The sequence below is a fragment of the Pseudomonas sp. FSL W5-0203 genome (assembly GCF_001896155.1).
Classification (GTDB): Bacteria; Pseudomonadota; Gammaproteobacteria; order Pseudomonadales; family Pseudomonadaceae; genus Aquipseudomonas; species Aquipseudomonas paracarnis.
Genome location: NZ_MPOR01000027.1, coordinates 21,968 through 40,519, shown reverse-complemented (window position 1 = coordinate 40,519; position 18,552 = coordinate 21,968). Strand labels below are relative to the sequence as shown.

At 57.6% G+C, this 18,552-nt stretch carries 20 protein-coding genes, 1 tRNA gene and 3 pseudogenes; 8 read left to right on the top strand and 16 right to left on the bottom strand.

The window, feature by feature from the left end:
* Positions 1-73 precede the first annotated feature (73 nt).
* The 10 genes from gabT to BOP96_RS21045 form a co-directional block, all read right to left on the bottom strand.
* Positions 74-1,351, bottom strand: coding sequence for a 4-aminobutyrate--2-oxoglutarate transaminase (gene gabT, locus BOP96_RS21090; RefSeq protein ID WP_073453930.1), 1,278 nt, complete (start codon positions 1,349-1,351; stop codon positions 74-76).
* Between the two features lie 177 nt (positions 1,352-1,528).
* Positions 1,529-2,971: an NADP-dependent succinate-semialdehyde dehydrogenase gene (gene gabD / locus BOP96_RS21085; RefSeq protein WP_003187552.1), complete on the bottom strand. Its 1,443-nt coding sequence runs from the start codon at positions 2,969-2,971 to the stop codon at positions 1,529-1,531.
* 296 nt (positions 2,972-3,267) lie between these two features.
* Complete coding sequence (locus tag BOP96_RS21080) at positions 3,268-3,582, bottom strand: RebB family R body protein (protein ID WP_003187551.1); 315 nt, start codon at positions 3,580-3,582, stop codon at positions 3,268-3,270.
* A gap of 50 nt (positions 3,583-3,632) precedes the next feature.
* Positions 3,633-3,947 carry a RebB family R body protein gene (locus BOP96_RS21075; RefSeq protein ID WP_003187550.1) on the bottom strand — a complete coding sequence of 105 codons (315 nt, stop codon included), beginning with the start codon at positions 3,945-3,947 and terminating at the stop codon, positions 3,633-3,635.
* 79 nt (positions 3,948-4,026) lie between these two features.
* A complete protein-coding gene (locus BOP96_RS21070) occupies positions 4,027-4,338 on the bottom strand; it encodes a hypothetical protein (RefSeq protein WP_073453928.1) in 312 nt (103 codons plus the stop codon).
* A 40-nt stretch (positions 4,339-4,378) separates the two neighbouring features.
* Positions 4,379-5,005, bottom strand: a complete 627-nt coding sequence (locus tag BOP96_RS21065; protein WP_014716414.1) for a hypothetical protein — start codon at positions 5,003-5,005, stop codon at positions 4,379-4,381.
* Between the two features lie 82 nt (positions 5,006-5,087).
* Entirely contained in the window at positions 5,088-5,660 is a 573-nt protein-coding gene (locus BOP96_RS21060; RefSeq protein WP_019819925.1) for a hypothetical protein, read from the bottom strand.
* Between the two features lie 18 nt (positions 5,661-5,678).
* Entirely contained in the window at positions 5,679-5,906 is a 228-nt protein-coding gene (locus tag BOP96_RS21055) for a RebB family R body protein (protein ID WP_003187543.1), read from the bottom strand.
* Positions 5,907-6,009: 103 nt separating this feature from the next.
* On the bottom strand, positions 6,010-6,552 hold the full coding sequence (locus BOP96_RS21050; RefSeq protein ID WP_175563004.1) for an RNA polymerase sigma factor: 543 nt from the start codon (positions 6,550-6,552) through the stop codon (positions 6,010-6,012).
* Between the two features lie 87 nt (positions 6,553-6,639).
* On the bottom strand, positions 6,640-7,356 hold the full coding sequence (locus BOP96_RS21045) for a Crp/Fnr family transcriptional regulator (protein ID WP_014716411.1): 717 nt from the start codon (positions 7,354-7,356) through the stop codon (positions 6,640-6,642).
* A gap of 201 nt (positions 7,357-7,557) precedes the next feature.
* Here BOP96_RS21045 and BOP96_RS21040 point away from each other — a divergent pair.
* From BOP96_RS21040 to BOP96_RS21015, 6 genes are all read left to right on the top strand, one after another.
* A tRNA-Arg gene (locus BOP96_RS21040) sits at positions 7,558-7,628 on the top strand.
* 108 nt (positions 7,629-7,736) lie between these two features.
* Positions 7,737-9,557, top strand: coding sequence for a site-specific integrase (locus tag BOP96_RS21035; RefSeq protein WP_073453926.1), 1,821 nt, complete (start codon positions 7,737-7,739; stop codon positions 9,555-9,557).
* Positions 9,558-9,632: 75 nt separating this feature from the next.
* Positions 9,633-9,956: a hypothetical protein gene (locus BOP96_RS29785; RefSeq protein WP_138726237.1), complete on the top strand. Its 324-nt coding sequence runs from the start codon at positions 9,633-9,635 to the stop codon at positions 9,954-9,956.
* 93 nt (positions 9,957-10,049) lie between these two features.
* Entirely contained in the window at positions 10,050-10,778 is a 729-nt protein-coding gene (locus tag BOP96_RS21030) for a hypothetical protein (RefSeq protein WP_073453924.1), read from the top strand.
* Positions 10,779-10,949: 171 nt separating this feature from the next.
* The gene (locus BOP96_RS21025; RefSeq protein ID WP_073453922.1) at positions 10,950-11,573 is read left to right on the top strand and encodes a recombinase family protein; all 624 of its coding nucleotides are present in this window, start codon (positions 10,950-10,952) and stop codon (positions 11,571-11,573) included.
* A gap of 136 nt (positions 11,574-11,709) precedes the next feature.
* Positions 11,710-11,868: a transposase gene (locus BOP96_RS21015; RefSeq protein WP_073453920.1), complete on the top strand. Its 159-nt coding sequence runs from the start codon at positions 11,710-11,712 to the stop codon at positions 11,866-11,868.
* 26 nt (positions 11,869-11,894) lie between these two features.
* On the opposite strand, the gene BOP96_RS21010 is transcribed toward BOP96_RS21015, so the two are convergent.
* From BOP96_RS21010 to tnpA, 4 genes are read right to left on the bottom strand one after another with little or no spacing between them, the layout of a single operon-like run.
* Positions 11,895-12,473: a plasmid pRiA4b ORF-3 family protein gene (locus BOP96_RS21010; RefSeq protein WP_073453918.1), complete on the bottom strand. Its 579-nt coding sequence runs from the start codon at positions 12,471-12,473 to the stop codon at positions 11,895-11,897.
* Positions 12,474-12,476: 3 nt separating this feature from the next.
* A complete protein-coding gene (gene tnpC / locus BOP96_RS21005; protein WP_073453916.1) occupies positions 12,477-13,982 on the bottom strand; it encodes an IS66 family transposase in 1,506 nt (501 codons plus the stop codon).
* Positions 13,983-14,019: 37 nt separating this feature from the next.
* Positions 14,020-14,364 (bottom strand): IS66 family insertion sequence element accessory protein TnpB, encoded by a 345-nt coding sequence (gene tnpB, locus BOP96_RS21000; RefSeq protein ID WP_034138746.1) that lies wholly within the window; start codon positions 14,362-14,364, stop codon positions 14,020-14,022.
* Positions 14,361-14,738, bottom strand: a complete 378-nt coding sequence (gene tnpA / locus BOP96_RS30945) for an IS66-like element accessory protein TnpA (RefSeq protein ID WP_158636783.1) — start codon at positions 14,736-14,738, stop codon at positions 14,361-14,363. Before tnpA ends, tnpB (BOP96_RS21000) begins: the two co-directional genes overlap by 4 nt.
* Before the next feature lie 264 nt (positions 14,739-15,002).
* Here tnpA and tnpB (BOP96_RS30635) point away from each other — a divergent pair, with 264 nt between their 5' ends.
* Both tnpB (BOP96_RS30635) and tnpC (BOP96_RS20980) read left to right on the top strand, forming a co-directional pair.
* On the top strand, positions 15,003-15,338 hold the full coding sequence (tnpB, locus tag BOP96_RS30635; RefSeq protein WP_009682493.1) for an IS66 family insertion sequence element accessory protein TnpB: 336 nt from the start codon (positions 15,003-15,005) through the stop codon (positions 15,336-15,338).
* A gap of 61 nt (positions 15,339-15,399) precedes the next feature.
* A pseudogene (gene tnpC / locus BOP96_RS20980) lies at positions 15,400-16,949 on the top strand (IS66 family transposase).
* A 132-nt stretch (positions 16,950-17,081) separates the two neighbouring features.
* On the opposite strand, the pseudogene BOP96_RS30940 reads toward tnpC (BOP96_RS20980), so the two are convergent.
* Positions 17,082-17,522: pseudogene (locus BOP96_RS30940) on the bottom strand (methyl-accepting chemotaxis protein); the annotation flags it as partial.
* Between the two features lie 102 nt (positions 17,523-17,624).
* Positions 17,625-18,401, bottom strand: a pseudogene (locus BOP96_RS30935) (PAS domain-containing protein); the annotation flags it as partial.
* Between the last annotated feature and the right edge of the window lie 151 nt (positions 18,402-18,552).

Below are 18,552 nucleotides of genomic sequence, written 5' to 3'. Positions count from 1 at the left end.
CGCGTGCGTACAATGAAGCAGGCACAAAAAAACCGCCGAAGCGGTTTTTTTGTTTTTCGTAGGAACGGGCGTGTCAGAGTTCGGAGAAGCACTCTTCGATGATCGCCAAGCCCTTGTCCAACTGCTCGTCCGGCGAGGTCAGGGGCACCAGTACGCGCAATACGTTGCCGTAGGTACCGCAGGACAGCAGGATCAGGCCCTTGTCACGTGCCTTGGCCACCACGGAGGCAACGGCGGCAGCGTTTGGCTTGTGGGTGTCGCCGTCTTCGAACAGCTCGACCGCGATCATCGCGCCCAAGGCACGCACTTCGCCGATCACCGGGTACTTGGCCTGAATGGCCTTGAGGCCAGTCACCAGGCGCTCGCCCACGGCCTTGCAGCGGTCCAGCAGGTGCTCTTCTTCGAACACTTCCATCACGGCCAGGGCCGCGGCGCAGGCAATCGGGCTACCGGCATAGGTGCCGCCCAGGCCGCCTGGAGCGATGGCGTCCATGTACTCGGCCTTGCCGCACACACCGGCCAGCGGGAAGCCGCCCGCGATGGATTTGGCGAAGGTGGTCAGGTCGGCGGCAACGCCCATCTGTTCCATGGCGAAGAAGGTACCGGTACGCCCGGCACCGGTTTGCACTTCGTCGGCGATCAGCAGGATGCCGTGCTTGTCGCACAGTTCGCGCAGGCGCTTCATGAAGGCTTTTGGCGCGACGTAGAAACCGCCTTCGCCCTGTACCGGCTCGATGATGATTGCAGCGATATCACGCGGCTCGGCATCGTTTTTGAAGATACGCTCGATGCTGGCGATGGAGTCGTCGATGCTCACACCGTGCAGTTCGTTGGGGTACAGCGCACGGAACACGCCGCCCGGCATCAGGCCCATGCCGGCCGAGTAAGGCACCACCTTACCGGTGAGGCCCAGGGTCATCATAGTGCGGCCGTGGTAAGCACCGGTGAAGGCGATCACGCCGGCACGGCCCGTGGCGGCGCGGGCGATTTTCACGGCGTTTTCTACCGCTTCGGAACCAGTGGTAACCAGCAGGGTTTTCTTGGCGAAATCACCTGGCACCTTGGCGGCGACTTTTTCGCACACTTCTACGTAGGGCTCGTAGGCCAATACCTGGAAGCAGGTGTGGGTCAGCTTGTTGAGCTGCTCGGTCACGGCCGCGATGATTTTCGGGTGCACGTGGCCGGTGTTCAGCACGGCGATACCGCCGGCGAAGTCGATGAACTCGCGACCTTCAACGTCGGTCACGGTGGCGTTCTTCGCGGAGTCAGCGAAGATCGGGTGAATCTGGCCAACACCGCGCGGTACAGCGGCTTCGCGGCGTTTCATCAGGGAAGCGTTGGTCTTGCTCATAAAGTCCTCATTCGCCGCTCATCGGGCGGCGTGGCTCAAGGATAGGTGGCGGGGAGGCAACTACGGCAGCATGCGATGATCGACTGCCACAGCTTTCCCGGCCACTGCGAATAACCATGTGAAACACGCAAAGGGGCAGCGCTCTCGTGCCCTCTGCGTTTGCTGCAATCCCGTGCCTTAGATGCCCAGGCAGAGGTATTTGATTTCCAGGTAGTCCTCGATCCCGTACTTGGAGCCTTCACGGCCCAGGCCCGAAGCCTTGATGCCGCCGAACGGCGCCACTTCGTTGGAGATCAACCCGGTGTTGACGCCGACCATACCGTATTCCAGGGCCTCGGCCACACGGAACACCCGGCCCAGGTCGCGGGCGTAGAAGTAGGAGGCCAGGCCGAACTCGGTGTCGTTGGACATGGCGATCACTTCGGCTTCGTCTTTGAAGCGGAACAGTGGCGCCAGCGGGCCGAAGGTTTCTTCCTTGGCCACGGCGGCGTTTTTCGGCACGTCGACCAGGATGGTCGGTTCGAAGAAGTTGCCTTCCATCACCTTGCCACCGGCCAACAGCTTGGCGCCTTTGCTCAGGGCATCAGCGATATGTTCCTGCACCTTGGCCACGGCTTTTTCGTCGATCAGCGGGCCGGTGGTGGTGCCGTCTTCCAGGCCGTTACCGATCTTCAGTTTGGTCACCGCCACCTTGAGCTTCTCAGCGAAGGCGTCGTACACCGAATCCTGGATGTACAGGCGGTTGGCGCAGACGCAGGTCTGGCCGTTGTTGCGGTACTTGGAGATGATCGCGCCTTCGACGGCCTTATCCAGGTCGGCGTCGTCGAACACGATGAACGGTGCGTTACCGCCCAGCTCCAGGGAGACTTTCTTGATGTCCTTGGCGCATTCGGCCATCAGCTGGCGACCGATTTCGGTCGAGCCGGTGAAGGACAATTTACGCACGATCGGGTTGCTGGTCAGCTCGCCGCCGATGTCGCCAGCACTGCCGGTGACCACACTGAGCACGCCTTTGGGGATACCGGCGCGGTGCGCCAGCTCAACCAGGGCCAGGGCCGAAAACGGGGTTTGCGAGGCTGGCTTGATCACCATGGTGCAACCGGCGGCCAGGGCCGGGCCGGCTTTGCGGGTGATCATCGCCGCAGGGAAGTTCCACGGGGTGATGGCTGCGGTCACGCCGATGGGCTGCTTGATCACGATCAGGCGCTTGTCGGGCTGGTGGCCGGGGATCACGTCGCCATAGATGCGCTTGGCTTCTTCAGCGAACCACTCGATAAACGAGGCGGCGTAGACGATTTCGCCCTTGGCTTCGGCCAGCGGCTTGCCTTGTTCGAGAGTCATCAGGCGGCCGAGGTCGTCCTGGTTTTCGATCAGCAGTTCGAACCAGCGGCGCAGCTTGTTGGCGCGCTCCTTGGCGGTGAGTGCACGCCAGGCTGGAAGGGCCTTGTCGGCGGCTTCGATGGCGCGGCGGGTTTCCGCGGCGCCCATCTTCGGCACGGTGCCGAGAATCTCGCCCGTGGCCGGGTTGTTGACCTTGATGGTTTGACCATTGTCCGCATCGACCCAAGCGCCATCGATAAAGGCTTGCTGGCGGAACAACTGGGTGTCTTTAAGCTGCATGTCGGCTTTCCTTAACAGCACCGCGCGCACGCGGAGCGAATTAGAGTTGTTGAAAGGCGCCTTGTGGGCTGCCGTCAGGGAAATCAGCCCCAGCGCGCAGAAAAAATGAAAGAGCGCACGGGAGACAGAGCGTTTGAAATCTCAAACGAATCCTAGGATCAATGGGGGTACAGGGCAATAGGATGTTCGAAAAAAAGAACGAATATGGCGCATCCGATTCATCTTTCGGATCAAACGCACACACGACAACAGCCCCGGAGCCTTGTGGGCGCCGGGGCTGTTGGGGGCCTTGCAGCTTAAGGTTGGAACGACTTGAGCACGGCCAGCAGGCTGGTCAAGTTGTCGGCCACGCCGCCCTGGGCGACTTTCTCGGTGGCGGCGGCGCCAGCGGTGGTGTCGACGCTGTAGATCTGCATCACGCCCTGGTTGGTGGCCGCCTGAGCCAGGGTGTTTTGTTGCTGTTGGGCCGAGACCGAGTTCTGGAACAGGATTGCCGTGGCCTGGCCCATGGATTGGTAAATGGTGCTCATGGCCATCGCGGGTGATTCGGCAACCACCTTGACGTTGGTCTGAGTGACGGCATCGGTGATTTGCGGGCTGACTGTACTCATGGTTGAAACTCCTGGGTTGAGAAAGAACAACATCCGTTATTGCTCAGTGCTTACGGCTGGAACGACTTGAGCACGGTCAACAGGCTGGTGAGGTTATCCGACACGCCACCCTGGGCGACTTTCTCGGTGGCCGCCGCACCTGCGGTGGTATCGACGCTGTAGATCTGCATCACGCCCTGGTTGGTGGCCGCCTGGGCCAGGGTGTTTTGCTGCTGCTGGGCCGACACCGCGTTCTGGAACAGAATCGCCGTGGCCTGCGCCATGGATTGATAAATAGTGCTCATCGCCATCGCTGGCGATTCGGCCACCACTTTGACGTTGGTCTGGGTGACCGCGTCGGTAATTTGCTCGTTGACTAATGGCATGATCAATTTCCTTATTTAGTACACGGTGCATTCCGTGTTCATCAATGAACGTTGCGAAACAGGCGCTGTGAAACCTGGTTTAGGGTTTCGCTGCGGGGCCCAGCGCCGCTTCAATCTGGGCGATCAATCCTTGGATCAGTGCCTGCACTTCCTTGCGTTGCGCGTCCTGGTCCGAGGCCGCGCCGTTCAGCATTTGGCGTAGCGCCGCTTCACGCTGCTGGGCAGCCGTCTTGAGCGCTTGTTCGTTGGCCTTCGATTGCTCAAGCACCTGGGTGGCGCGCTTGAGGGTTTCGTCGACGATGGCCTGGGGCGTTCCGGCGAAAATCTGCGGGTTGCGCAGCATCGCTTCAAGCCGTTGGCGGTCGTCGGTGGACAGGACCGAGGGTTGCATAGCGACCTCCTTAGGGGCTGCCTTGGTGGCGACACGCCCGCTAAAGCCGCACCTCAACGTTGTCCTGCCAGAAACCGGCAAAGTAAAAGTGCGGCGACGAATCACAGAAGGTCGCCAACTCCGCAGGCGTGATGGCGCTGGGCTGGTTGGGGAAAATGGCAGGCGGAGGCGGTAGCAGGTTGGCCTCATTGTAGAGGTTGCCGACCTCATAGCAGTTGGCCGCGAATTGCGAACAAAAGGACCCGCTGCCGATGTCGATGGACTCGTTGATCCGTGTCACCAGGCTGGTATCGGAAGTCCAGCGCCGAAAGGCTGAGATCATCGCGTTCCACACGCTGTAACGGCCCCGGATATCACCACCGATCTTGTCGAAATAGAACTGCTTGGCAGCCACCGTCGCCGCCTCGCCCAGCTCGGTATCCACGCAGGAAAACACCATCGCCGAGCGTGGCGGTTTTTCCAGGCTCAGGTCGGTCAGGGCTAGGCCACTGCCGACACTTTCGATCACCAGGGTGTCGCTCACCGCAATCGCCGGGTGAACCACATTCAGGTAGGTCGTGTCCTGCGAGAACACCTTGGCCTTGACCAATTGACCGGCTTTGATAAACGCCCGCGTTGCGCTGTCGTCATCTTGTTTGACAGAAAAAATAATATCTCCAGGCTGCATGATGTCGCTCCTCACTCAAGAAAAGTTGCTTTCAAGTTGCTGTTGCACCGCTCCAGCAGAACGCCGAAGCGCTGTGCTCGGTTCAGGCCGCTGGCGCGGCCCGGTTGGCCAGGGTGTCGGCGTACTTGGCGATGCTCTGGTCGATCTTGTCGATGGCCACGCTGGCGGCTTCGGCTTCCATCGCACCGGCAGCAGCAGCCACGGCGGCAGCGGCGCCCACCAGCAGGTCGGTGGCCAGGGCGCCCAAGGCGTCTTCGGCAGCGGCCGGCAAGTTGTCCTTGACGATGTTCTCGGTCATTTGCTGGAGCAGCACGGCTTGGGCCGCCAACGCGATCTTGCTGACCCCATCGAAGTACCCCGCCGCCGCTTGCGCCACCAACCCGGCCGCCTGGCTGATCATCATGTCGGCCGGCACCGCGATCTGCGCCGGCGCATAGGCAAAGTTCTGCGAATTGGTGAACTGCACCGCCTGCACAATCTGGCTATTGAGCGCCGCCGTGCTGTCGGATGACGGCGCGCTCACCTGATTGAGCAAATGCTCGTTCATGCGCGCCATGATCGAGCGCGAGGCCGGTGCGGCGGGCGCCGTCGCAGGTGAATCGGCGGCGGGCGTTGCTGGAGAGGCGGCGGGTTTCTTTCTGCTGAACCACGACATAATCGATCTCCCGAGGCCTCAGCCCTTCTCGCCAATCTGCATGATCAGCGCCACGGCCTTGGAGATCACCGCGTTGGAAATCTGATTCATCGCCTGCTGGCTGTTGACCGCGTTCTGCAACGACAGGCCCGCCGCGCTGCTGGCCACCTGGTACAGCGACGCGATGGCCTGGGCCGGCGCCTCGGCCACCACCTTGACGTTGGTTTGAGTGACCGCGTCGGTGATCTGGCTGTTGACCTCTGTCATACATCTCTCCTTGATGGCATTCACCCAGGTTTGGGTGTGGATAGCGGCGGCGTGCTGCGCTCATACCACTAGAACGCCCCACGCCAACGTCTGTGAATCGCCTTCAGCGCAAGGCACTGCGCAGCAGTTGCACGCGCTTGCGCACCAGCGGCAGCTTCACGTGCAGCTCGGCGGCAATTTGCGGGTAAGGCAGGTCATCGACAAAACGCATCTCGAACAAGCGCTGCTGCAACAGCGGTAACCGTGCGACGTGCGCCTCGATCTGCTCCAGGCGCTCATAACATTCCACCCGCTCCAGCACCGAGGCGCAGGGCGCGGCGAGCGCGGCCAGGTGATCGTGTTCAAGGTCCACCGAATCATCGAACAGCCGCCCCTCGCGCTTGCTGCGCCGCACGCTGTCAAGAAACACATGATCGAGCACCAGAAACAGAAACCCCTCAGGGTCGCGAATGCGCTCGGGCGAGCGCCGAAAGAACAACAGGGCCTTGATCGCCGTCGCCGCCAACCACTCCTGGCCCTGATCCAGATTGCCCTTGGCCCGCCGCAACGCCCGGCGCCTGAGCTCGCCGTGCACAGCGCGCCAACTCGCTTCGAACAAACGGTCATCGGCGGCCCATTGATCCTTGAACTGAACAGTCATCCCCATCGCCAGCACTCCTGTGCATCCTTGATGAAGGGCCAGTCTGCGAGGGCTCGACGGAGGTACGCTGTTACCTGGGGAACACCACCACAACTAATTCAGCGCAAAAGCCTTGCGCCGCAACTGCTCGACATCGTTGATCACCATGCGCTCCAGATCGCCGCTGATCACCCCACTGCGCCGCCACACTTGCAGCTGCACATTCAGCTTGGGCCGGCTGGTGTTCAGCATCGACGCCAACACCCCCTGGCTTGCGGGCAACGACACACTGGGCAAAGCCAACGCCAGGTCGATCTCACCCAGGTTCGCCAACAAAAACCGCGCCAACCGCGACTCCAACCGATGCAGGCACACCAACTCCAACAACTCGATGGCGTGCAGCAACCGCAGCATCATCAGCATCAACAGGCGCCGCAGAAACACCGGCTCCTCAAACAACACAGCAAAATGCCGGCTACCCAACTGCAACAACCGCGTGGGCCCGCTGGCAAAGGTAGAAGACTCGCGCCCATGATCCTTGATCAACGCCGTCTCCCCCACCACCTGCCCGACCCCGGTACTGCCGATAATCTGCTCGCGCCCATCCGGCCCATGCACCACCGAATAAATCCGACCCTCCACCACCAACGCAATGAATTCGAGGGTGTCGTCCTTGAAATACAACAGCTCACGATCATCCAGCGTGCGCTCCACCATATGGGTGGCGACGTAGCGCAAGAGATGCTCCGGCATACCTCGAAACAAATCGGAGCGAGCCAGCAGGGTTTGTCTGAGCGGGAGATCGAGCATCACGGTTCCTTTGGAATGCATGCGTTCACCTGAGGAATTGCGGCGTGGAAGCGGTTTAAAGCCACAAGAGCAAAGCAAACAAAGGGACGTGCGGCGCGGGGAGTTGTGAATGAGGGTGGCGATTAGCCATTTTTTGTCGGAAATGGACGACAGGGGGCGGGGAAAACGCTGGAATGGACGCATCAGGTCGACATGGGTATGATGTCGCCCGCACAAGCATCCGTAGCTCAGCTGGATAGAGTACTGCCCTCCGAAGGCAGGGGTCGTGGGTTCGAATCCCGCCATCAAATCCAGTTTCGCTAAACGCTTGTCGGAGTTCGTTTTTTCGATCAGTGAAGGGTCTTTTAGGTTAGTGGGGCACTGAGTAGTGCCACCAGGTGGGGCATCGCAAAGGTGCAGCCATGCCAGCCCGACCCGCATTCCTAACTCAGAATCGCCATGGAACCTACTATTTCCGAATAGTAATTCCAAAACCTCTGCGCTCAGCATTTGGCCTACAGCGAGAAATTCGACGAACGCTAAAAACAGACAGTGCCAAGCTGGCGCTTCGACGTGCCCGGCAATACGCTGCACGCTTCGAAGCCGCTTTTGACAAGGTGCTAGCTATGGCCGAAAACGACGAATACATGCCTACAGACGAAGATTACGAAATCTATCTAAGCGAAATGGCGAAAGCTGAGGCCCCAGGAACATGGGCTTCTCACTCGACACGCGATCAAGAGAAGCCAGGCTTCCAGTCGCTTCTCTCCGACGACGAGTGGTGTGGAATCGAAGAGGAACAGCGACGACAAATAATTGCCAGAGCGCTGACTGGCCATGGCACAAGGACCATCCCTACAAGAATGGAGAAGCTCGCTGAGCAGCTTTACGCTCGGGGGCGTAGTTTGCCATTACCTCAGTTTAAAAAACTTCTCCCCACGCTTATTGAGCGGCTAGCGCTGCAACCCTTCGAAAGCAATGAAGCATCGACAGCAACAAACGTGATCGTTCCGCCTAACGGGCCGAATTTATACGAGCTGTGGCAGCAACACTGGGAAACGCTCGCGAAACTGTCGAGAGGCCAACAGAAAAGCGCACGGACAAAAGAAGATGAGCAAGGTCACGCTTGTCGTTTGAATATCTTGAGCGCCAGCAAACCGATCAATCAGTTCACAGTTGAAGACTTTGAGCGCATCTACTCTGACGTTTTTGACATACGACCGAGCCGAGGCAGCAAGCTACCGCCCCCGGACTCATCAATAGAGACGATCCTGGCGAAAGACGGGGAGCGACGCATCGAAGCAGCCACGATTGAAAAGCTCATCGTTCGCCTCGGCGTACTCCATGAATTTGCCTTTAAGAAAGGGCTGACAAAGATCTCACCGGATGCCCCAGACCGACCGACTCCAGATCGCAATCCAGCTGGAAAAAAACCAGTGGAAAAAGCGTTCACAAAAGCTGACCTACAAGCCATTTATTCCGGCTATTTGTACACAGGCACAGAACTCGTCAAGAGCAGCGCTGTGTTCCCATACCAATTCTGGCTTCCAATCTTGGGACTTCTCACCGGCGGACGCCTCAACGAGCTCTGTCAGCTTGATACCGAGGACGTTAGCAAAAACGAGCGTGAAGGTATCTGGACCATCAGCTTGATGGACGACGAGCGGGACCGCCCATTGCCGAAGTCACTGAAGAACCAGTCCAGCCGGAGGATACTGCCGATACACAGCGAGCTGATTCGTATGGGCTTTTTGGAATTTGTAGAGCAAGCAGCCAAAGAAGGGCGGGATAAATTGTTCTCAGATGGTTTGACCTACAACCCCAAAAAGGGATGGGGGAGCAATGCCACCCATTTCTTCTGTCGCTTCCCAAGCAAGAGTACACCGGCATCAGGGTATTTCTTTAAGTGCGGCATTCGTGAAAGAGACGCGGCGGGCAAAACTGATAGGAAGAATTTCCATAGCTTCCGCCACACATTCACGGACCTTGCCCGTGAGGCCGGAGGAGAGGCATATCTTGTGCTGCCGGACCTGACAGGACACTCAAGAGGCCGGGAGGGTCAAGTCGCCATGTACGGCAATGGATTCAGCCAATCGAGGAAACAGGCAGTTCTGGAGAGCTTGACCATCCCTGTTGATCTTTCGAAGCTCACATACTCGGAATTTGAGTCCCGGCTTGGAAGCAAGCTTAAAAGCTGTGTTGAACGGCATCGAGACTCTTATGGCCTCAACCAAAGCGAGTAGGCTGATCATTTAGCGATAGGAAAAATGGTAAGGCTATAATCGCATTTTGAAAAAAAACGACATGGAGTGCAGGAAATGAAAAATGTTTATATGGCAGCCACATTCATGCTTTTTATTGGCGTGATGAATACTGCAAATGCAGGTTGTGTGGGCCCTACTGTCATGGGCAATTGCGCATCTGGGACAGAAATTAAAGGCTATGGTTCGAGCAATGACTCCTATCAAGGATCATCAGGCCAAAGCTATAGCTATGATTTAAGTAATCCGGCCGATAGTAATCGATACAGTATTGATATTGACGCTCAAAAACGGGATCAACAAAACTCTAATAGTATCAATACCTATTATGACCAATCGAATGGTCAATATGGGGGCGGCTATGAAGATGATGATAATTAATTAGATTGTTTAACGTGAGTAGACGGCCCGGATTTGGGTTTATTCCCCCCAAGGACGGCAGTATCGTCAACATGTTTGAAAAGGTGTCAGTGCATGGGTTCAGGTCAGTTCGGCTGGGATGATGACGATGATGGCATGCCCGATGCGGCCTTCACCGAGGACGAGCTGGATGCAGGCGTGCAGCACATCATGCGCACGGGCAATCCCAACGCGACCTCCTCAGGCCGTAGCAAGTCTTTGTCCTGGACGGCCGACGAAAGGGGCGGCGAGAGCACTCAACAATCTGGCAATAGGTTGTCTTCATCCAGCGGAGCTTCCCTGCGTTTCGAGACCTTTGCTCAGGCTCGGGCTTGGGCCCAGGCCAACCCTGGCGGGGCGTTTAAGCGCGCAACTGATGGCCGAGGCTTTGAAATAAAACCCACGCCGCATAGCAGAAGCGTCAATCTCAAGCAGCCCGAAGTCGGCTCGAACTGGGATCGGTCGACTGAGATCAAGAGCATGGCGCCGCACTTGCACGACGTCCTGGCTAATTCTGCCGGCAGTTACCGCAGCATCTCTATGCGGCCCTTCTACCGCAGCACTTGGGAGGCTGAGCTGGGTCGATTGAGTACAGCCAAACTCAGGCGCTTGCGGCTGCTAGTTTCCGTTCATCTTGAAGAAAGCCGTATGTATTTGCGCGATATTTATGACCAAACTCGGCGCTCTCACCGCATGAAAGCCGGCCACTACGGTGAGGAACTTCACGAGCGGACAAACGAGATCATGGAAGGAGCACTTGAGGACATTGACAAGTGCCTTGTCGCAAACCGTTCCGGAGACTAGGCGCGAGATCTGATTTGGGCCGGTAAATAGTCCTCAGACCACTATCAAAACAGTAGACAGGTTTGATAGTCAGCCGACCATTTGTCGCCATCTATCAAATAACTCTCGTGAATAGCTATATGATCAGATTATCATAGACCTATCTAATCTTAGTCTAACGGATAAACGCTAATGCTCGCCCATCTCTACCTCCGCGCATCGACCAAAGATCAAGACGCCAACAGAGCGAAAGCTGCACTCGAAGCCTTTGCCACAGAGAAAGGGCTCACCATCGCGGGCATCTACGCGGAGAACATCAGCGGGACTAAGCTTGATCGCCCTCAGTTGCTCGCCATGCTCGAAGCAGCAGCACCCGGTGACATCTGTCTCTGTGAATCCGTAGACAGGCTTACTCGCCTCTCTCAGTCTGATTGGAGATCGCTGAAAGCTACGATTGAAGCTAAGGGCTTGCGACTGGTCATCGCTGACCTACCAACCAGCCACTTACTTGTACAGGACAGCGGTATCACCGGCCAGATCATGGAAGTGGTCAACGGCATGCTGATCGACCTAATGGCAACCATGGCTCGTCTCGATCAAGAAAAACGCGTGGAGCGTATCCGCCAAGGTATCCAGAACAAGCAAGCCGCTAACCCTGACTGGAAGCCCACCGGCAAGAGCAAGGACGCGGCCAAGTGGAAGAAGGTTGAAAGCATCCTTGCAAAACATCCGCAGGCGTCTGCTGAAGAGGTCGCCAAGATGGCCGAGTGCGGCGTTGCGACTGTGTACCGCATCAAGCGGGCACTGACCGCCTGAGCTAGCTGTAAGGTCCCCTAGCCCGCCTCGTCCGTATGCGTACGGCCAAGTCATCTACCCAGCCCTGCAAAGCCAAGACATGGTGTGCACTTACATTTAAGTGGGCACCAGTTCTAGCCTTTTAAGCGGGTATTTCATGCAGCCAACACGCCGTTCCTATTCCAAATCCTTCAAAGCTCAGGTCATTCAAGAGTGTGCCCAGCCCGGTGCTTCGATTGCCAGCATCGCACTCAGCCATAACCTCAACGCAAACCTCGTCCACAAATGGATTCGCCTGCAAGCGCAGAAAAGGTAAGCGTCCGAGCTACACCGCCTTGCAACTCAAACCTTAATCCGTTTAAACCACTGGTTCACGCGCTCGCACTCAAATGTCACCGGATCAAAAACATCGCCATGCCATTCAACCATGGCGTCATGCTCTGGATGATCGGGGTTGCCCATCGCCTCCAGAAACTCCTCGTAACCAGGCCCGCCACCCACGTTTTCCGGTGGGCAAGCATTGGCGCCGTCGATGCAATACGGCACCTGAGGACAGGCAACAGCGGGTAGCGTTTTTTCGACCTTGATACTGTGATGCCAGCTGTCACCAAAGTCGTAGAGATAATTGAATGTCCGCTTTCCGTTCAGCGCCTCGATCAGCGTTTTACGGGCTTCCGGGTTCACCGTCGGCCCCCAACCATCAGGGTCGGGCATGCCGTAATTCTCACCAGCAATTTCAAACTCATGCAGATGGCTATCACTCCAGCCCATCACGACCTGGATGACATGGTGCAGCTTGCCCAAGGTGATGTTTTCAGGCACCGCGAACCGACGCCAAATCTTCGGAGTGATCCACTTCAGCTCGATGTGCAGCAGTAACAGGTCGGGGGCGGGTTTGGGTAAACGGACAGTTTTAACCATGGATCAGGCGGCCTCGCAGTGTTCAGTGTGATTCAAAGAAATGTTCCAAGGCAGCAACTCGCTCACCCGATTGATCGGGTGTTCGGCAATGTGCTCAAGTACGTAGGCCAGATAGGCCTGTGGGTTTAACCCGTTTAGCTTGGCAGTACCCACCAGGCTGTAAATCGCAGCGGCTCGTTCTCCGCCGGCATCGGAACCGGCAAACAGGTAGTTTTTGCGGCCCAGCGCGACGGCGCGTAGCGCCCGTTCGGCGGCGTTGTTGTCGATTTCGATTCGGCCGTCATTGCAGTAGCGCGTTAGGGCCTGCCACCGGTTGAGGGCATAGAGGATTGCACCGCCCAATGCCGACTTTTTCGACAGTTGAGTCAGCGTCTGATTAAGCCATGCGTGCAGGTGTTCCAGCAGCGGACTGGCCCGACTTTGCCGAACCGTTTTTCGCAGGTTGGGCGGCTGCCCTCGGATCTCGCTTTCGATGGCATACAGGGCCGCAATCCGTTGCAGCGCCTCGGCGGCAAGGGGTGAAGCCAAGTCTTTGTAGACATCGTAAAACTTGCGCCGGGCGTGAGCCCAGCATGCAGCTTCCTCAATAGTGCCCGTCGCATACAGCTGAGCAAAACCGGCGTAGCCGTCAGCCTGCAAGATCCCGCTAAAGCCCTTGAGATGAGCGCGCGGATGTTGCCCCTTGCGATCCGACGAGTAGGCAAACCAGACCGCCGCCGGTGTCGAGTCACCCGCAGGTCGGTCGTCCCGCACGTATGTCCACAGGCGAGCCGTTTTGGTCTTGCCGTTGCCCGGCGCGAGCACGCCAATCGGCGTGTCGTCTGCATGGACTTTGTGACCGCTCATGACGTGGTGCTCAAGGGCGTTGATCAGCGGCCTGAGCAACTGACTGCTCTGGCCCACCCAGTCGGCCAGGGTTGAGCGCTCCAGCTCCACGCCCTCACGGGCGTAGATCTCGGACTGCCGATACAACGGCAAATGATCAACAAACTTGGAGACCAGCACATGGGCCAACAACCCCGGGCCTGCAAGGCCTCGGGCTATCGGACGACTCGGCGCCGGCACCTGGGCGATGTGCTCGCAGCAGCGGCAGACCCACTTGGGGCGAACATGGCGGATCACTTTGAAACGTGCCGGAACGTACTCCAGCACTTCGGACACATCCTCACCCAAATAGCGAAGCTCCCCACCGCAGCCCGTGCATTGCGACTCGGGCTGATGCACGTGAGTTTCGCGAGGCAGGTGTTCGGGCAATGGTTTGCGGCGCGAAACTGCGCGAGGTGCCGGTTCGACTGGCGTTGTCATTTCGGCTTGGCTGACTTGCAGCTCTTCGAGGCTCAACTGGAGTTGATCGATCATCGCGTCCAGTTGCTCGGAGCTGCGACCGAACTGCGTACGACGCAGCTTGGCGATCATCATTTTCAAGCGCTCAATCTCTGCCCGCTGGGCAGAGACCAGAGTCTTCAAGGCTTGAAGATCGTTCGGCAGGGAGTCGGTCACGAGAGTCATGACCGCATGTTACTGGGGATTTTTTCAGCGCGGCAAGTCAGACTGCGAGGACAGGCGCTGTACGAATTGGCCTGCGCCAATCAATGCCTTCCAACAGCATCGATAACTGCGCAGGCGTCAGCGACACGCTGCCGCTGGTTGCTTGCGGCCAGACGAAGCGCCCTTGTTCCAACCGTTTGCAAAACAGACACAAGCCGTCGCCATCCCACCACAACAGCTTGATCCGGTCACCGCGCCGTCCGCGAAAGGCAAATATCTGACCGGAAAACGGGTCGGCTTCCAACTGTGTCTGCACCAGTGCCGCTAAACCATCGAAGCCACGGCGCATATCCGTGACGCCGGCGGCGATCCAGATACGGGTTCCAGCGGGCGGGGCAATCATCGCAGCAACTGCTGCAAGACGAATTGCAGCGTCTGCGGATCGGGTGCGCCCATGATACGCAACTTGGCTTTTCCGACCTCAACTGCGATCTCGGAATGACACTCCGCCTGTGGCTGGACGACGTGCGGCAGATCGATTGGCGCCTCCATCACCTGGACGGGCAAAAGCGTTGCGCTCTGGCTGACGGCGCCGAATACCCCTTCCTGATATTGATGCCGCCAGCGAAACACTAGGTTGGCATTGACGTCATGCTCACGAGCGATCAACGACACGGAGGCGCCAGGCTGGAGGGTCGCCTCGACGACTTGGCGTTTGAACGCCAGCGGGAAGTTGGGGCGGCGGCCGGTTCGACGGGCTAGGGCAACGGTATCCAAGATAGTGTCCACTAAAAAATGGTGTCCACTATCTTGGCTAATTTGGAGGGCTGTCAGGAGAGGGTGCTGGCCGGACGGTTACCAGAAAAGCACAGCGCTGCAACCTGCATTTATTCCGTTACCCGTGCCGCTGGCAGGGGCGAAATCCCACACATCATCATCGAATATTTGCGTTGAAATACAGCACCCGCGTGGCACCGTCACAGTGAACTGGCCCACTGAAAATGCTGCTGCCTGCGCGACCTTTCTTCGAGACCTTCTGCGATGATTCGCATCGACTCCATCTGGCTCGCCACCGAGCCGATGGACATGCGCGCTGGTACCGAAACGGCATTAGCCAAGGTGATTGCGGTGTTCGGTGCGGCGCAGCCGCACTGTGCTTATCTTTTCGCCAACCGCCGCGCCAATCGCATGAAAGTGCTGGTGCATGACGGCTTCGGCATATGGCTGGCGGCGCGCCGGTTGAGCCAGGGCAAGTTCCACTGGCCAAGCATTCGTCATGGCTCTGAAATGCAGTTGGACACCGAGCAACTCCAAGCCTTGGTATTGGGCCTGCCATGGCAACGAGCAGGTTCCGGCGGCTCGATCACACTGCTTTAACGGCTGCCATTAGCCTATCGGTCTATCGCCGCGAAGCGCCTGCTCTGGCAAAATTCGGCGCATGACTTCTTCTCCCAATCTCGACCAAATGACTCCCGACCAACTGCGTGCCTTAGCTGCGCAATTGCTCTCGCAAGTCGAAACAATGGGTAAGACGGTCGAAACCATGGGCAAGAAGATCAACCGCGATCAGACGGTGATCGAGAAGCTGACCTTCGAAATTGCGCAGCTCAAGCGCTTGAAAAATTTGCCAAGCGCAGCGAGCAGATGAATCCTGAGCAGGCCAGTTTGCTCGATGACCTGATCGATACAGATATCGCAGCGATTGAAGCAGAGCTTCAGGCCTTGCAAACAGTGCCAGCGGCGACCGAGAAAAAGCAGAAGCCCAAGCGCACTGCATTGCCGGCTGAGTTTCCACGCACACTGATCCATCACGAACCTGACAACACTCACTGCCCATGCGGCTGCGCGCTGAAACGCATCGGTGAAGATGTCAGTGAGAAGTTGGATTACACACCGGGCGTGTTCACCGTCGAGCGTCATGTACGTGGCAAATGGGTCTGCGATGACTGCGAAACGCTTATCCAGGCACCGGTTCCGGCTCAGATCATCGACAAGGGCATCCCAACCGCTGGGCTGCTGGCCCACGTCATGATTGCCAAGTTTGCTGACCATTTACCGCTTTACCGTCAGGAATCGATCTTCGGTCGAGCGGGCCTGGCGATTCCACGCTCAACCTTGGCCGAATGGGTTGGCGTGACTGGGGTTCAGTTGCAGCCGCTGGTCGATGCGCTGCGCGAAGTGGTACTCGGGCAGCAGATTATTCATGCCGATGAAACACCCGTGCAAATGCTCATGCCGGGAACAAAGAAAACCCACCGTTCCTATGTTTGGGCCTACGCCACCAGCCAGTTCTCGGATGTGGCAGCGGTGGTTTATGACTTCAGCCCCAGCCGTGCCGGAGAGCATGCTCGCAACTTCCTGCAAGGCTGGAGGGGCAAGCTGGTCTGTGACGATTTTGGCGGTTACAAAGCCAGCTTCGAACTCGGCGTGACCGAAATCGGCTGCATGGCCCATGCACGGCGCAAATTCTTCGAGCTGCACGCTACGAATAAAAGCACGCTTGCTGAGCAAGCCCTGCGCTATATCCAGTTGTTGTACGAAATCGAGAGCGAAGTCCGCGATCTGGAGCCGGATTTACGGCGGCGAATACGGAAAGAAAAAGCCGTCCCGGTAATGGACATGCTACATGTCTGGATGAGCGCCCAGCGCGACTTTGTGCCCGAAGGCTCAGCCATCAGCAAAGCACTCGATTACAGCCTGAAACGCTGGGCAGCGCTGTCGCGCTACCTCGATGACGGGGCTGTACCCATAGACAACAATTGGGCAGAGAACCAGATCCGACCATGGGCTCTTGGACGCAAGAACTGGCTCTTCGCAGGGTCGCTACGCAGCGGAAAACGGGCGGCGGCGATCATGAGTTTGATCCAGTCTGCGCGGCTCAACGGTCATGATCCGTATGCCTATTTGAAGGACGTGCTCACACGCCTGCCGACGCAGCGGGCGAGTGAAATCGATCATTTGCTGCCGCATATTTGGCAACCGGTCTAATTGCGTAAGACGTGATGCTCGGATGCAAACGTTCAGTTGCGCCCAGTAAGCAGCGATGATGTCATATTGGACAAGCACGCTTATCGTGAGAAATTGGAACAGCCTTACGAGGTTGTGCCCGATACAGTTACATCAGAGCTCTTCCTTTGCCTCGGCGAACTGGCGCACGGCGTCGACTACTTGCCGTGCTCCGCTCTGAATTTCCTCTATCACAAAGCCGGCTTGGCTGACCAAATCGACGCCTTGATCGACCTTTTGGCGACTAGCCTGCATGCTCTCCACAGCATCCTGCGCTAGTTCATGGTTGCGCTTCACAACATCGACGATTTCCACGGTGGCCTGCGCCGTGCGGGCTGCAAGGTTTCGTACTTCATCGGCGACCACCGCAAAACCTCGGCCTTGTTCACCCGCCCTTGCAGCTTCGATAGCAGCATTTAGAGCAAGTAGGTTGGTCTGCTCGGCGATACCTCGGATGGTCTGCACGATGCTGCGGATCATCTCTGACTGCTGATTGACTGCAGTGATGCCTTCAGCCGCTCGTGAGAGCTCGGCTGCTATGCCTTGTACCACCTCGACCGTTTCACTAATGACCTTGGCACCATGGCGAGCGCTTCTGTCCGTCTGCTGGGATATATTGTAGGCGAGCGTGGCTGCATCGGATTCTGCCTGCTGCTGGCGCACTTGGGACGTAATATCACGGGCAAACTTAACTACTTTGTAAAGCCGGCCACTGGCATCGAATACCGGGTTGTAGGTTGCGCTCAGCCAGACGGTATCGCCATGCCGGTTGAGTCGCTGGAAGCGTCCAGAGAAGAACTCACCACGGTTCAGTCGCTCCCAGAAATCGCGGTATTCAGGAGAGTCCGCTTCACCTCGTGTGCAGAACATGCGGTGGTGCTTTCCCCGAATCTCATCCAGGCGATAGCCCATGGCCTGCTCGAAGTTTTCGTTGGCGTCGAGAACCTCACCTTTCAAGTTAAAGGAAATCGCAGCCATCGAGCGACTGATGGCCTGAACCATGCTGCTCTGCTCCTGCTCACGGATCACCTGAGTAGTAATGTCGGTGGCCAGCTTCAGCACGCCTTCGACGCGACCATCGGCGCCTCGGATAGGGTTGTAGCTGGCTTCGAGCCAGACCTCCAGGCCTTGCTTATTACGCCTCAGGAAACGTTCACGTATGTACTCGCCACCAGCCAGGCGCTGCCAGAACTTACGATAGTCGGCACTCGCCTGGTAATCAGGAAAACAGAAAATACGATGGTGCTGTCCGACGATCTCCTCCAGTCGGTAGCCCATGGTGGTAAGAAGGTTCTCATTGGCACCTATGATGGTGCCATCGGGTTTAAATTCAATTGTTGCCGTCGAACGGTCAACGGCCACGGCCCTTGCTTCTGCGGCCTGAAGCTTTTGCAGAGCCTCAGCCAAGGTCTGCTTGATTGCCTTGTTGAACATTGATTAGCCTTAGAGTGAATTTTACTATCGGACGAATGAGGAGAAGCCGTAAATCCCAATTCGAATGTTTAACTGATGCTTAAATCAGGTGATGTAGCGGGTCTGCAAATTGCACCAGCAAGCACCAACTTGAATCTATGGCTTGTGCAGT

Excerpts from the sequence above, each read along its gene's own strand:
- tnpC (WP_073453916.1), bottom strand. The coding sequence starts at position 13,982 with ATGACTCTCGTGACCGACTCCCTGCCGAACGATCTTCAAGCCTTGAAG.
- BOP96_RS21010 (WP_073453918.1), bottom strand. The coding sequence starts at position 12,473 with ATGGTTAAAACTGTCCGTTTACCCAAACCCGCCCCCGACCTGTTACTG.
- BOP96_RS21060 (WP_019819925.1), bottom strand. The coding sequence starts at position 5,660 with ATGTCGTGGTTCAGCAGAAAGAAACCCGCCGCCTCTCCAGCAACGCCC.
- BOP96_RS21045 (WP_014716411.1), bottom strand. The coding sequence starts at position 7,356 with ATGCATTCCAAAGGAACCGTGATGCTCGATCTCCCGCTCAGACAAACC.
- BOP96_RS21055 (WP_003187543.1), bottom strand. The coding sequence starts at position 5,906 with ATGACAGAGGTCAACAGCCAGATCACCGACGCGGTCACTCAAACCAAC.
- BOP96_RS21065 (WP_014716414.1), bottom strand. The coding sequence starts at position 5,005 with ATGCAGCCTGGAGATATTATTTTTTCTGTCAAACAAGATGACGACAGC.
- gabT (WP_073453930.1), bottom strand. The coding sequence starts at position 1,351 with ATGAGCAAGACCAACGCTTCCCTGATGAAACGCCGCGAAGCCGCTGTA.
- tnpB (WP_034138746.1), bottom strand. The coding sequence starts at position 14,364 with ATGATTGCCCCGCCCGCTGGAACCCGTATCTGGATCGCCGCCGGCGTC.
- BOP96_RS21075 (WP_003187550.1), bottom strand. The coding sequence starts at position 3,947 with ATGCCATTAGTCAACGAGCAAATTACCGACGCGGTCACCCAGACCAAC.
- BOP96_RS21050 (WP_175563004.1), bottom strand. The coding sequence starts at position 6,552 with ATGGGGATGACTGTTCAGTTCAAGGATCAATGGGCCGCCGATGACCGT.
- gabD (WP_003187552.1), bottom strand. The coding sequence starts at position 2,971 with ATGCAGCTTAAAGACACCCAGTTGTTCCGCCAGCAAGCCTTTATCGAT.
- BOP96_RS29785 (WP_138726237.1), top strand. The coding sequence starts at position 9,633 with ATGAAAAATGTTTATATGGCAGCCACATTCATGCTTTTTATTGGCGTG.
- BOP96_RS21030 (WP_073453924.1), top strand. The coding sequence starts at position 10,050 with ATGGGTTCAGGTCAGTTCGGCTGGGATGATGACGATGATGGCATGCCC.
- BOP96_RS21035 (WP_073453926.1), top strand. The coding sequence starts at position 7,737 with ATGCCAGCCCGACCCGCATTCCTAACTCAGAATCGCCATGGAACCTAC.
- BOP96_RS21025 (WP_073453922.1), top strand. The coding sequence starts at position 10,950 with ATGCTCGCCCATCTCTACCTCCGCGCATCGACCAAAGATCAAGACGCC.
- BOP96_RS21080 (WP_003187551.1), bottom strand. The coding sequence starts at position 3,582 with ATGAGTACAGTCAGCCCGCAAATCACCGATGCCGTCACTCAGACCAAC.
- BOP96_RS21015 (WP_073453920.1), top strand. The coding sequence starts at position 11,710 with ATGCAGCCAACACGCCGTTCCTATTCCAAATCCTTCAAAGCTCAGGTC.
- tnpB (WP_009682493.1), top strand. The coding sequence starts at position 15,003 with ATGATTCGCATCGACTCCATCTGGCTCGCCACCGAGCCGATGGACATG.
- BOP96_RS21070 (WP_073453928.1), bottom strand. The coding sequence starts at position 4,338 with ATGCAACCCTCGGTCCTGTCCACCGACGACCGCCAACGGCTTGAAGCG.